6 protein-coding genes are annotated in these 13989 nt (G+C 48.0%); 5 read left to right on the top strand and 1 reads right to left on the bottom strand.

Features of this window, described 5'->3' with window-relative positions; genetic code table 11:
* The first annotated feature begins 165 nt into the window (after nucleotides 1-165).
* The 4 genes from PKI34_11560 (at nucleotide 166) to PKI34_11545 (ending at nucleotide 9335) form a co-directional block, all read left to right on the top strand.
* On the top strand, nucleotides 166-1917 hold the full coding sequence (locus PKI34_11560) for a tetratricopeptide repeat protein (GenBank protein HNS18445.1): 1752 nt from the start codon (nucleotides 166-168) through the stop codon (nucleotides 1915-1917).
* A gap of 275 nt (nucleotides 1918-2192) precedes the next feature.
* Entirely contained in the window at nucleotides 2193-7952 is a 5760-nt protein-coding gene (locus PKI34_11555; protein HNS18444.1) for a carboxypeptidase regulatory-like domain-containing protein, read from the top strand.
* A gap of 247 nt (nucleotides 7953-8199) precedes the next feature.
* Nucleotides 8200-8799 (top strand): hypothetical protein, encoded by a 600-nt coding sequence (locus PKI34_11550; protein HNS18443.1) that lies wholly within the window; start codon nucleotides 8200-8202, stop codon nucleotides 8797-8799.
* Between the two features lie 77 nt (nucleotides 8800-8876).
* Complete coding sequence (locus PKI34_11545; protein ID HNS18442.1) at nucleotides 8877-9335, top strand: hypothetical protein; 459 nt, start codon at nucleotides 8877-8879, stop codon at nucleotides 9333-9335.
* A gap of 65 nt (nucleotides 9336-9400) precedes the next feature.
* Here PKI34_11545 and PKI34_11540 read toward each other — a convergent pair whose 3' ends face one another.
* Nucleotides 9401-12727: a S8 family serine peptidase gene (locus PKI34_11540; protein ID HNS18441.1), complete on the bottom strand. Its 3327-nt coding sequence runs from the start codon at nucleotides 12725-12727 to the stop codon at nucleotides 9401-9403.
* Nucleotides 12728-12944: 217 nt separating this feature from the next.
* Here PKI34_11540 and PKI34_11535 point away from each other — a divergent pair.
* Nucleotides 12945-13989 (top strand): DPP IV N-terminal domain-containing protein (locus PKI34_11535; GenBank protein ID HNS18440.1); only part of this gene is annotated, 1045 nt, incomplete at its 3' end.

Genomic DNA, 13989 nt, shown 5'->3' with positions numbered 1-13989 from the left:
AAGTAGAAGGCGAAGGCGAGGGACGAAAGGAAAGATGAGATCAGAGGAAACGAAAATAATCATACCTTTGAAAATGTATTCTTTCAACATCATCTTTCGGATCAAATACTGTCCTGATTTCCTATGCAGATAAGAAAACCATACCTGATTTGGACTGGTGTCGCTATGATCGTTCTGATCATCTGCATAGTGGCGCTTGCTCTTTTTCTCCGCAGGATTCAGTCTCACGACCTAAAGAAACCCGTTGAGCAGGACAGGCTGGGTGAAATCTTTCACATACTGGATACCAGCTTCTGGGACCATAAGGAAAAGAACCTGCAACTCACAAACGAAGCCCTGCTTCTTGCTCAAACGACCGGTGACAGCAATGCCATGTCGGAAGCACTGTATTTCAAAGCAAGAATACTGGGACATTTTGAGAACAACGACAGCATTTTCTTGTACAGCATACGGGCATTACAAATTGCCGAACGATCCGACAATGATGTCCTGATTGCCAAAATTAAGAACAACATTGCCAATTACTATTACATCAAAGACAATTATTATCTGGCAATGACCTATTATGCGGAAGTCGAATCGATCGCAGAAAAGCTGAATAATGATTACCTCCGGGGTAAAGCATATAACGGTTATGGGCTTGTGTATATGGCGCTGAACGAATATGACAAGGCTAAAGAATATTTTGAGAGGGAAGCTGAAATGTTCTGGGACAAAGATAAAGTCAGTGTCCGCAGTCATGCCATCACTCAAATTAACATCGGACTACTTGAGATGAACCGGAATAATTTCAGCGAGGCTTCCATCCTGTTCCAGGAAGCATTGGTGCTGGCAGAAAAAATTAACGATTCAGCCGTCATCTGCGATATTTTCAACAAGCTTGGCCTGGCCTTTATGGCTCAGGATAACTATACAGCCTCCCAATCGTATATTGAGCAAGCCATCAATTTTTCCAGGTGCCTCCAGAACAATCGTTTCTATGGAGAGGCCATTTATAATCTGGGCTTACTTAATGTTCATCTAAACCGTCCTGTGGAAGCAGAGAAGTTATTTCTCCAGGCCAAGGATATTTCGGCAGAGGTTGGATTTAAGAGTGCTGAACAAAGAGCAAACCTGATGCTTTCGGAACTGAAGGAGAAACAGGGTCAATACAGGGAATCTTTGACGTATTACAAACAGTATGTAGCACTCAACGACAGCATATTGAACTCGAAAATCCAGAAAAAAATATCAGATTTTCAATGGGAGATTGAAGTACAAAAGAACAAATATGAACTGGAACTTTTGCAGGAAAAATATGAATCACAAAAAATCAGGAATTATGCCTATGTGATTCTTATTATTTCTGGGATCCTGATTGCCCTGATGTTCTATAAATACATGAAGAAATCACTGAAGCTTCAGAAAATAGAAAATGATAACCTGGAAGAACGAATCAAGACGGCGGATAAGATCAACAACCTGGAAAAATTTAAACATTTATCTGAAATAGAAAGTAAGAACAAGGAATTGATTACGCTTTCGCTTCAATTGGTCAGCAAAAAAGATATGGTGAATGAAATTTCATCGACGATGACCAAACTCTATGAAGACAATAAGATGGATGCAACCTCATACAACAACCTGAACCGGATCATCAGGGAAAGTGTATCCACGGATAAAGCCTGGGAACAGTTTAAAAATGTATTCGAAAAGGTACACCATGATTTTTTCAGCAGGTTGAAACGAAGGGGACCCGAATTAAGTGAGAATGAATTACGCTTGTGTGCCTATCTGAAGATCAACCTGAGCAATCATGAGATTGCTAAAATCTTCAATATCAATCCCGGCACTTTAAAAACAAATCGCTATCATATCCGTAAAAAGCTTAACCTGACGAGCCAGGACAACCTTGGAGAATACCTGCGGAATATTTAGTTCTGAACTCCTTGTGCCGATGTGTTGAACCTCTCACCAGGACATATTTTGCTTATGATGACCTGATTTAAGGTTGATTTTCTTACCAATCTATTAATTATCATAAAATTAAAGCAAATCAGCTCTTGTAAATACTTTCGGCAGATTGACCATTTCTCTACCCTGAATATTTTGGATAATCACTGGATTGGGGTTACTTTGTAGCACGCGACTTTAACATCTGAAAGATGTTCCGGAAGAAATTTCATTAACTTAAAAAACCAAATAAAATGAAAATGAGTCTAAGATTACCAAAAACAGCCCTGATTTGCCTGACTCTGTTGTTTGTGAGCCCTTTTCTTTGGGGGCAATCGCGGCCAGGTGCCGGAACAGGCACGATTCAAACCCCTGATCCGGCCAGATCTCCTGAAAATCTGAGTGTTGTCACCATCGGTGATGGAACCGAATTACCAGGATCGCCGCGGGTGCCCATTGATTTTTACTGGAATACCAGCCTGAGCGAGACCATCTATTTTGCCGATGAGATCGGACAGCCTGCCGGGTCACAGATTACGAAAATTGGCTATTTCAATGATTTTTCTGATGAACCCACGGAGAAGCCAGTGAAAGTGTATATGGGTGAAACAAGCCTGCAGGACCTCAATGGAGGGTGGATCACATCCAACAACCTGATCGAGGTTTTCAGCGGAACGGTAACTTTCCCGACCGGTTCCAATGAAATAATTATCCCTTTGCACCGGCATTATACATACCAGGGAAAGAACCTGGTGATCATGGTTTACAGGGAAAAGGACACTATGGTTTATGACAATGCAGACCGCTTTTACGCCACCATTGACCAATCGCGTAAGGGAAGAACCCTTGCCATCTCCCTGGATGCCAACGAATCATTCACACTATACCCGGAAAATCCCCCCATTCATCTTACACCAACGGATCATTTCCCGAACATTTCGCTCTATGTGATGCCCGGCTCAAATACTACCATCTATGCCACCGATTTTGAGACCTTCACGATTCCGGGGCAGGTAGCCTGCCAGTATCCGGTACAGTGGACCACCTGGGAAAATGAACCCTGCGGGGAGCAGGATGCGGAGATCAGCAACGATTTTCACCACAGCGGAACAAAAAGCGCCAGGGTTGACAATGCCGTTGACCTTGTCCTACGTTTAGGTAACAGGACGACCGGGAAATACGAGCTGTCATTCTTTATCTATATCCCATCGGGATTTTGCGGCTATTACAATCTGCTGCAGAATTTTGGCGGCGCTGAAAGCAAATTCGGGCTGGAGGTCTATTTTCACAGCGATGGAACCGGATTCATCAATGCAGATGGATATAATACGGCCCAGTTCGATTATGCCCACAACCAGTGGCTACCGATCAAAAATATCATTGATCTGAACGGGGATGTGGCAGAGCTGATTATTGGCGGTGCATCCATTCACACCTGGCCCTGGAGCGCAGGGGCAACCGGCACTGACGGGATCAGACAGCTTTCGGCAGCTGATTTTTTTGCCGGTGTGGATGAAAACTACCCGTCGGATGTACCGAAATATTACATTGATGATCCTGAGTATAAAGCACTGGATGCTCCAACCTGTGCCGACCTGGTGGTGTATCCTTCGGCGATTTCGCAGAATCTGCAATACAATACTTCCACTTCAAGGATTTTGACCATTACCAATAATGGAAACACAGATCATACCTTCAGCATAGAACCGGATTATGTTTCCAAATCAGCAGAGGGCAGCTTCAATGGCAAAACTGCTCCCAGGTATGGCGCATCAACCGTCTATTACAATCAGACCGGCAATCCATCGGCTGAGACGGGGGTTCTGTCGCAGACCTTCATCACCGATCTTCCCGACCGTATCTGCGCGGCGGCCGATGATTTCATCGTACCCCCGGGCGAAACCTGGAACATTACGCACGTATTTGCAGCAGGGTACTATGTTAGTTACGTCATCCACGGGGAAGTGCCCTTTGTGAATGTGATCTTCTATGCCGATTCAAGCGGTTATCCGGGCCCTGCAGTCCATACCTTCAACGCCATACCGGCCCATTCGGATGCCGCTGGAGATGTGAACGTGTTCCTTCCGGCGCCGGCAAACCTGACCAGTGGTACATACTGGGTGTCTGTGGCCGCGTATATGTCCTACAGCACCAACAGATACTGGTACTGGAGCAAGGAGGCAGCACCTGCGATCCAGAATGAATTTGCCTGGAAAAATCCCCCCGGTGGATTGTCACAGAGTTGCATGTCGTGGTGCCACGCCTCAGACTATCAGCCCGACAAACTGGATCGTAACCTGACATTTGCCCTGACAGACAGCGTTTACGTAACACCCACCAGCTGGTTATCCGTCAGCCCTGCAAACGGGACCATCCCTGCCGGAGGCTCCATTGACGTACAGCTGGCCATTGATCCGGGCAATGTCACAGGAACCCATCAGTCAAATCTGGTTATCAGCACCGACGATCAGGTTGTTCCCCTGAGAAATGTGCCCATATCATTGAAAATGAATGGGGAGCCCGGGGAACTGCCGCTGGTTGAAGGTTGGGATAGTGATTTTCTGTCCCGTAAATGGGAACTGGATCCGATCACGATCCAGTGGAATGTCAATACAGCAAACGGGAATCCCAAACCTGAAGCCTGGTTTTTCCGCCCGGTGAATATCCTGAATTATAGCTTCTCACTGGTCACACAAACACTGGACGCCAGGGAAATACTTGACAATGTGACGCTGAAGTATGATGTGAAATTTCAGAATCCAAGTACCAGGGCCACCCTGGAGTGTTTGTCGGTTGAAGTATATGATGGAAGTGAATGGCAGCTGATCTGTACGCATAAAAATACGCAGGGGGGATTTGGGTACCTCTCTAAAACGTTTGACATTACCCCGCACGCCGCCGGGAAAATATTCAGCGTACGCTTCAGGGTAAACGGAGCGAATACCTCTAACATCAATGTGTGGGAAGTGGACAACATCCAGGTATACCAGGAGGAAGTCGGCCACCTGGAGGGATTTGCCAGCAGGCTTTCAGATGGCTCCATGGTTGAAGGCGCCGTGGTAACCCTTATCAATCCTCAGGGCGAAAAGTATGTCACAAGTACCCAGAACAACGGCCATTTTATGGTCAACCGGGTGAAAACAGGCGGTTATCTGCTCAGTGTCAAAAAGAAAGGACTAAACGTAGTCTATGATAGCATCACCATAGTCTATGGCGAGACACTGTCGAAGCACTACCGGATGACTGCACCAACCCTGACGGCGGATCCGGAATCGGTTTCCGTGGTGGTCCCGGTCAACCAGACGGCAACGCAAACGGTTACACTTTACAACGAAGGAAACGGACCTTTGGGATGGATAGCTAACTTCCAGTCCGATTCCAGGAAGGTATCCATACCCGTGAGCAACGGCGACTTTCCCAGAGGTTCTTCCCCACCATCCCTGGAGCGTGCTCCGGCGAAAGGTCCTGCTCATTTTGAACCTGCCCGGGGAGCGAAGGGGCCGACGGGTTTTGCTTTTGATTTGCACCACGGGATGTTTTTTTCATTTGATACGGATGATCCAGGTACACCCAATGCAATTGCCACCTTCGATTATGGTCCTTACGGGGGCACGTTCGATGCCTATCAGACCTCCTTCCTGTACGTCATTGACGTCAGTAACGACCACCTGATAAAAGTCGATGTTATCAGCGGGACGGTTACCGATATAGGGAAATGTGACAAGATAGGAGGCCACACCTTTACAGGTCTGCAAATTGACAAAACCACCAATACGTTGTATGCCGTTTCCGCCAAAGCGAACCTGACCGAATCGCAATTATACACCATTGATAAAAATACTGGAATTACAACACCTATCGGTTCATTAGGCCTGCCTGCGTGCATCGATATAGCCATTGACGGCTCCGGCCAGATGTACGGCTATGACATTATTACCGATCAATCCTATAAGATTGATAAGACCACAGCGGTTTCCACCCTGCTTGGTTCCATTGGTTTTGATGCCAATTGGGCCCAGGGAATGAGCTGGAATCCAGATGACGACATCATCTACCTGGCCGCTTTCAATGACTGGACACAAAGCGGCGAATTACGCAGACTGGACGTTAACAGCGGAAATACCGAGTTTGTCGGGAATTTCAGGGGTGAAGTCGATGCGCTGGCATTTCCCGGGGGAGGTTCTACCTGGTTTGCCTTTGAACCCATAACCGGTCAGATAGAAGCAGGAGGGTCCCAGGAAGTCACGATCACCTTCGACGGAAGCCATATCAATGAAGATGAGAGTCCCGTCGAAACCGGTATCCTTGTGTTCAAACCGGATGTCACCGTAGCCGATATCGATCCGGCACCGGTGGATCTTACTATGACGATCCAGGGACCGATGTTTGGCATTTTGAACGGGACCGTGACGCACAGCAGTATTCCTGTGGGAGAAGTTGAAATCAGGTTGGTCAGGGAAAACAGCCCGATCGAATATACCTATTTCATCACCACAGGTCCGGATGGTCGGTATGGTTTTAATGAGGCCATTCACGGGACCTATACGCTGACGGCGTGGAAAGAGGGGTATAACCTCTATACGGTGGGTGGAATTGCTGTCACGGGTGATCAAACCACCACGCACGACATCAACCTGGTCGCACCCATTATGAATGTCAATCCGTTGGAGATCAATGCCGCAACCACCGAAGGCGAGACGGTGGTCACGACGATGACCATCAGTAACAGCGGGGATGGCTTTCTGGAATGGCAAAGTTATATTACAGTCACGAATGAAAAAATATCCATTCCGGCCAGTGATGGCAGGTTTCCACGGACAAACATTCCTCCATCTGCCGGTCCGGCTCCGATGGCTCCGCGATCCGGCGGCAGCCCTTCCGGAAGCCATTTCAGAGGATCAACCGCTTATGCGTTCGATCTCAGTGAGGAAAAACTCTTTATTTCATTTGACACCGATGATCCTGGTACAAAGAACATCATCAGCGCTGTCGATTTCCTGGCTGTTGGAAGTGATTTCGACGGAAAGGATTTCAGCTTTATGTACGTGATTGATTACGATAATTTTGAATTAAAGAAGATCATTCTTGAGACCGGCGAGGTCACCAGCGTTGGGCCTTGTGTCCCCAGGGAAGAGCATATCTGGTCGGGGATAGCGGTCAATAAGCTCACGAATACCATGTATGGCGTGTCGACCAACATCGATGAATCGGCGCTTTACACGATCAACATGTTCACCGGTGAAGCAACGGAAATCGGGGGCATTGATATTCCGGCAGCGATCGATTGTGCCATTGACGGCCAGGGAGTGATGTACAGCTATTGCATTGTCAATCAAGAATCCTACCGGGTCAACCTGGAGACCCTGGAAACCACCTCCCTGGGCCCGATCGGGTTTGATGCCAACTATGCACAGGGGATGGCCTGGGATCCGGCAACAGACATCATCTACCTGACCGCCTTCAACCAGGAGGCCTTCCGGGGTGAGCTGCGCATTTTGGATAAAGAAACCGGAAACACCGAGTTCCTGGGTGCCTTTGATTGTGAAGTGGATGGTGTTGCCTTCCCGGGCGTTGTACCCTGGTTCACTATTGAGCCCAGGCGCGGAATCATTGAACCTTGGGCAGCACAGGATGTCACGGTAACCATGTTCAGTTCCCTGGCGCTATTGCCCATTGACTACACCCTGACAGGCAACATTCGTCTGGAGAGTGATCCGAATGTCGGAATCGTAAACGTACCTGTAACGCTTACGGTATCTCCTGTTGCCGTTGATGAAAACGAGTCCGATGGGATCGCCATTTATCCCAATCCCACTGCAGGTCTTGTTCAGATACAAAGCCGGAATTTCATCAAGGAACTGGAGATTCACTCGATCACAGGGCAAAGTGTATATCATAGCATAAAACGTGGACAGAAAGAGATGCAGCTTAACCTGTCGGAACTTGAACCTGGAGTCTACCTGATCAGGATGGTCACCGACAGCGGCATTCATCACAGGAGACTGACCATGACGCGATGAGCAGTACACGAGGCAATTTCCATTCAAGGGTCAATCCTTGAAGTTACGAACCGATACCTCGTAGTTTTTTTAGTAGATGGTTTTAAAAGCTCTGGCGTCGTTGAGGTTCAGGAGTCGCCTCTCCAATCCGTGATGTGGTTGACGAGGATGATGAGGTCCTGTACATTGACCCCACCATCCTCGTTCACATCAGGACACAGGGAATCCTAATTTTGCTTAATTTTACAGCGTTTTTAAATCCCTGAAAATGAAAAGAACTTGCTTTATCGGTTTTCTCGCCATCGTGTGTTTTACCCTGTCGGCCCGATCTTTTTCGGATGTTCCGCCGGCTTCCGCAGGTCCGGATGCCACCATCTGTGAGGGGGATGCTTATGTTCTTGCAGAAGCTTTTGCAGCAAATTACGAGCGCTTGCAATGGACAACTTCCGGCACGGGTTCCTTCAATAAACCTGCGATCCTGAATCCGACTTACAAACCGAGTGCAAAGGACATCAAGGCCGGATCGGTTACCCTGATGCTTTCGGTCACCGGCCAGGCTGGCCACCCGGATACAACCTGCAGCATGTTCCTGACGATCATCCACGCACCCAGGGCATTTGCAGGAGGAGGAGACGTCGTAAGGGCAGGGGATAGCTACTTTTTATCCAATGCGACAGCCGAAAATCATACCCACGTGACCTGGTCAACCTCCGGCACCGGGTTCTTCAACGATTTCCGTGACCTTCATCCTACCTATACCCCGAGTGCGGAAGACGCCCGTTTTGGATCGGTCACGCTCACATTAACCGTAAAGGGAAAGGGAAGCTGCGAGCCGGTGGTTTCCGACATGATCCTGAACATCAATTGAAAGATCAAAAAGCAAAGATCAAAAAGCAAAGATCAAAAATTTAACCTGATGGCTTTCGTTCCACCTTATTTCAAACCATGAACAAATCCGGAACGGTATTCATAATATTTCTGATGGTCATGCTGAATGTCCTGCCATTCAAGGAGTGCGGTGCATCAGACGTAGATGGCAGGGAAGTCAGGGCCGTCTGGCTTCATCAGACATTGTTCGACAAAGAAGAAGCGACAGCCGGAAAACAGATCGCGGATCTCTTTGATGCGTATGCGGATGCCGGGATCAACCATCTGTATGACGACTCGCCGTTCGAACTCTCCAACGACTGCGGAAGCATGCTCTGGTGCGAATGGATCCGGTGGAACCAACAACAGGTCACTGCCCTGGTAAGGGATGTTCATCACCTGATACAGGCATCAGGTAAAAAGGTGCTGCTTGGTGCCGATGTGTTTCCCAGCATGGATATCTCACCGGTTGAGATCGGACAGAAATGGACCGAATGGGCACAGGAAGGCATTATTGACTTCCTGGTTGACAGGTAGGCACAGTCACTGATTGCCGGTGGTCCTATGTCACTCACCTCTTGGTGATTCCCTTCAGCAGCCGGCTAGTGGCCCAGCGTATTGAGTATATTACGGGCGTAAGCACCGACAAAGCTGTTCTTTTTCCGGGCTATCAACGATAGAATTGTTTTTTGCGCTTCGTCAATCTCAAAGATAGATTTTTCATTATGGATCAGTTCCTTAAGGATCTCCACATAACTTACCATATCGTTGTATTCATCCAGTTTCCCATTGACCAGATTCCACTTTGCTTTGATATCAACCAATACCCTGTCGGCGTTGACCGTATCCTTTACAGCAAGATAGGCGAAAACCTTCCTGTACTCCCATGACAGGCTCCGGAGATCACGAATGTTGGTGGTAATGCCTTCGTAAAGGGATATAAGTTCAACATTCCGTTGAAAGAACGCTGTGTCAGGATTGTGTATATACGATTGGCTCAGGTGATAGGCTGCATCCGACACGATCTGGAACTGGTAATCCAGTTCACTCGTAGGATTTTCAAGAGTGGCTAAGTTTTGCATTGTATAGATCGCATCTTTCATGATCTGCAAAAGAGGCTGTCCCTTCAGTTCTAACCAGGAAGGGCAGCTTACCGTACTTCGGAACTCATATTGTGTTTCCGCTAAGGTAACCGTTGAGGATGTGTAATCAGACGGCCAGGTAGCAGGCGGACTGTTGCTTTTACTGTTATGAAAATAGATGATTGTACCGCAATCGATGTGATAGTTATAATCGCTGTTGTCCCAGGGCGGGACATCCTTGCCGAACCTGTTGCCCGCCGGAGCATCCTGGCGGGTATCATACCCCTGGTTGAAAGCGATCCCGCATGATCCGGGTTGGGAAGAGGCGTCGGGTGAAACAACGATATCGAAACTGCACTCCAGGAACTCATTGCATTTGATCTGCAGTCCCGTCTTCCCGGGACCCCGGTTGACGCCAAGTGCAAGAACCCCGGTGTTCATATCCACCATCCGGTTGCTGTAAATAAAGTTATTATCGTCAAGGGAGTTGCTGACAACAATGCCATAGTGCAGCGGACCTGAGCCGACGTGGGATACATATGCTTTCCTGATGATATTTTCCTCCACTGTATAGCCGGTGCAATAACCGAGGTACACTCCATAGGCCATATCAGGCAGAAAGACATAACTGTCGTACAGGACAATTTCGTTGCGTGTAATGGCCACATTATCAATTCCATTGAGATAGATGGTCTTGCAGATGGAGTCGAACAGGGTCTCATTGACCGTAAAGGTTTTCATTGAATTGAAACCGTAGGCTTCGATTCCGCGGTAGAGATACTTGAATTCACACTGATCCGTACTGGTCGGGGTCAGCTTGTCGATGGTAAAGGATGAATTCACGCTATAGATCCCTCCTCCCCTTGTGCTGGGGAAATAGTTTTGTTCAGCTTCGACGGGAACATTATTTACAAAGGAGCAGCCCAGGAACCAAATTCCCCTGACATCCTGAAGGATAACAAATGTTTCGGGATTTATCTGGGGATCAATCAATTGATCATCAGTCCGGAAGGTCACATTTTTGAAATAACTCACATTGTCAAGTACGTTTGAGGTGTTTTCCGGTGTAAAATTTTCGTACGGTAAAAAGCGGACTGCAATTTTATTGTTGATAAAGAATGCATTTTCAGCCTGGATGATCCCCCCTCCGCCGTGAATGGTTTTATCTCCCAGTAGGTTGACCAGGGCAGCTCCCGTCCGTGCATTTTTGATGGTCGCGCCATTGATCAGGGAGAGTTTTCCATGTTTGCCGGCTTCCAGCTGGCTTTTTTCGCGGATCCCCTCAACCTGGACCCCCTCCCACATGCCATTGCACATGTTGTTTCGCAATGTTGCCCCATTCACCACGACCGTGCCTCCCGGTTTGATGATCAACCTGGCATTTGTGTTAAAAAGAACATCCGCCAGGATGGTAAGCGTTACCCCTTTCTCAACAAGGATATATTCCTTGATATAATGTTCCGTGGTCCATGTGGCCGAAGATGTGAGGCGGACATTGGTTCCCGGTTGAATGATGGCTGCTTTTTTGACGGCTCTTCCGGCATTGATCCTCCCATGGCCAAGAAGCCCGGTGAAGTTGCTGTTGCCCGGAATACTGTAGATGTCGTCGGTGGTGGATTCAATGATGTACTTGACCTCTTCAGGTGTCATACATGACCTGGCGTAGAAAACCAGCGCTGCCAAGCCGCTTACGATGGGCGCCGCAAAAGAGGTTCCCCAGTTCGGAGAATAACAGTCATTATGAATGATTCCATTGGAATCGATATAATAACAGGTTGAAAGAACGCCATAACCTGGTGCGCAGACATCAACCTTGTCGTTGTGGGTATGGCAGTGTATCCCATCGTAAACATGATTGTCAGTCTGCCCGACACTGGTAACAGAGATCACCGGATCATAGGAAGCAGGGTAGCCATATCCGTTTCCATTTGAGGAACAGTGACCTACTTCTGTTCCATTTCCTGCACCTCCGACCAGCAATGTCCCCTGATCGGCCATATAGTGAATTAAATTGAGAATGGTCGAATTGAATTTGCAGGAGATAAAACTGGCATTGATCACGCGCGCGCCCATGTTTGACATGGCCAGTACCTCGTTCCAGTCCTGGTTGTTGCTCGGGGCTGAACCCAGGATCAATTTGCAGTTGTATCCTATTGAGCTCTTGCCTTTGTAATTATTCGTCGCTGCACCGGCACATCCCGCCACAACAGTGCCATGGTATATGTGCCACGCAGGGCTGCTCAGTGCCGAGTGGATCTGCGTTTTAAGATCTTCATGGCTGCGGTTGAAGCCTCCATCCGGGATCCCGATCAGAATATTATCGCCCTTCGAATAAGACCATGCCTCCACAGCGTTAATATTCTGCAACGCCCAATCCTCTGCAAACCGGGGATCATTGGGTGGACGCAGTGTCGAAGGAGGAACTTCATAACCGGGATCCGGCGGATTATCATTTCCAATCAAGCGGTAAACGGGAATTTTTTCCATGTAATAATAGATCCAGTCGCTGTACAGATCCAGTTCCTGCAGTAACGAGTCCTCGTTGCCCAGGCATCTAAGCACATACACTTGATCCAGCAGATAGGTTTCCTTTCCTTTGAGCGTATCGATACCGGGAAAGGCCCGGTTAAAACTGTACACCCCATAACGGTTAAAGAGCTCACGCAGGCCATCGTTTGACATGATCACGGTATCCCCGACAAAGGTGGGGATGCCGGCTGTGTCATACACACAAACAAATAATCGCCCGGGTTCATAATCCTGGCCCTGTACATGAATCGGAGAGAGTGCGCAAAGGATGCCTGTCGTTGCGATCATGACACCTGAAAGTAAAGTACGTATTTTCATAATAGATGAGGTTGGATGTCAGGAAGATAGTTTGATAAATGGGTGGGAATTATCCTGGGGAAGTTACGACATTAATAAAGGAAAGTCAATAGGTTTCATTAAAAATATTCAATAAAGATGATTAAATTCGGTCAGTGTGGCCGGCATGCTCATTAAGACATAACTTTGCCAACGTTTTCACGAATGCCGCCATGCGTCATATTTAAACCGATCGGTCATGAAGAATACAGCTATTTCTGGATTAGTCCTTTTATTATTCTTTTCTGGAGCGATCCTGGCCCAGAACGGGCAGAAAAAACTTACCCTGGAAGAGGTTATCCAGGGAAACGCCTTCGCACAGGCTTCCGTCCGCGGATTGCGGTCAATGAACGACGGAGTCCATTATACGAGCCTTCAGAACGGGAATAAGATCATCCAATATGACTATGAGACGGGCTCTGTGAAAGATACACTTTTCAGCCTGGCTGATTTTCCTGATGCTGACATGAAGGCAATATCGGATTATGCATTCAGCGATGACGAGAACAGGATACTGCTCTGGACGGAGAGGGAACCCATCTACCGGTACAGCTTTAAGGCCGGCTATTTTGTTTACGACCGGTCTGCACGCCATCTCCGGACACTTTCGCTGAAAGGGAAACAGCAGCTGGCCACGTTCTCTCCTGATTCCCGTTATGTGGCTTTTTTCAGGGATAATAACCTGTTCATCAGCGACCTGGAAAGGGAACAGGAGCTACAGATCACCACGGATGGCGAAAAAAATTCGGTGATCAACGGTGCCCCGGATTGGGTTTACGAGGAAGAATTCAGTTTCAGCAGGGCCTTTGACTGGTCGGCCGACGGGCAGTCACTGGCGTATATCCGTTTTGATGAAAGCCATGTGAAGGAATTCAACATGACGGTTTACAAGGGATTGAAACCGGAAATCCCCGGGAATGAGCTTTATCCGGAAAACCGGAGCTGGAAGTACCCGAAGGCCGGGGAAGATAACTCGGTGGTCTCCGTCCTTATCTATGATCTTGGAACGGGTACCACGACTACGATAAATACAGGGCAGGAAACGGATATCTATATTCCGAGGATCAGGTGGACAAACGATCCCGATCGCCTGTGCATTTTTCGTTTAAACAGGCTGCAGAACAAACTGGAGCTGATCCTGGCTGACCGCCGGACCGGCCGCACGCAAGTCGTTTATTCGGATGAAAATCCCTGGTACATTGATGAGGCGAACTTCGACCGGCTGACGTTTCTGTCGGGCAACA

This window comes from Bacteroidales bacterium (assembly GCA_035342335.1).
Taxonomy (GTDB): Bacteria; Bacteroidota; Bacteroidia; order Bacteroidales; family JAGONC01; genus JAGONC01.
Note: the sequence above shows the minus strand (reverse complement) of the source record. Positions and strands in the feature narration are given on the sequence as shown.

Bases quoted from the DNA above. Each gene is read 5' to 3' on its own strand.
- PKI34_11560 (HNS18445.1), top strand. From the start codon at position 166: ATGATCGTTCTGATCATCTGCATAGTGGCGCTTGCTCTTTTTCTCCGC.
- PKI34_11555 (HNS18444.1), top strand. From the start codon at position 2,193: ATGAGTCTAAGATTACCAAAAACAGCCCTGATTTGCCTGACTCTGTTG.
- PKI34_11550 (HNS18443.1), top strand. From the start codon at position 8,200: ATGAAAAGAACTTGCTTTATCGGTTTTCTCGCCATCGTGTGTTTTACC.
- PKI34_11545 (HNS18442.1), top strand. From the start codon at position 8,877: ATGAACAAATCCGGAACGGTATTCATAATATTTCTGATGGTCATGCTG.
- PKI34_11540 (HNS18441.1), bottom strand. From the start codon at position 12,727: ATGAAAATACGTACTTTACTTTCAGGTGTCATGATCGCAACGACAGGC.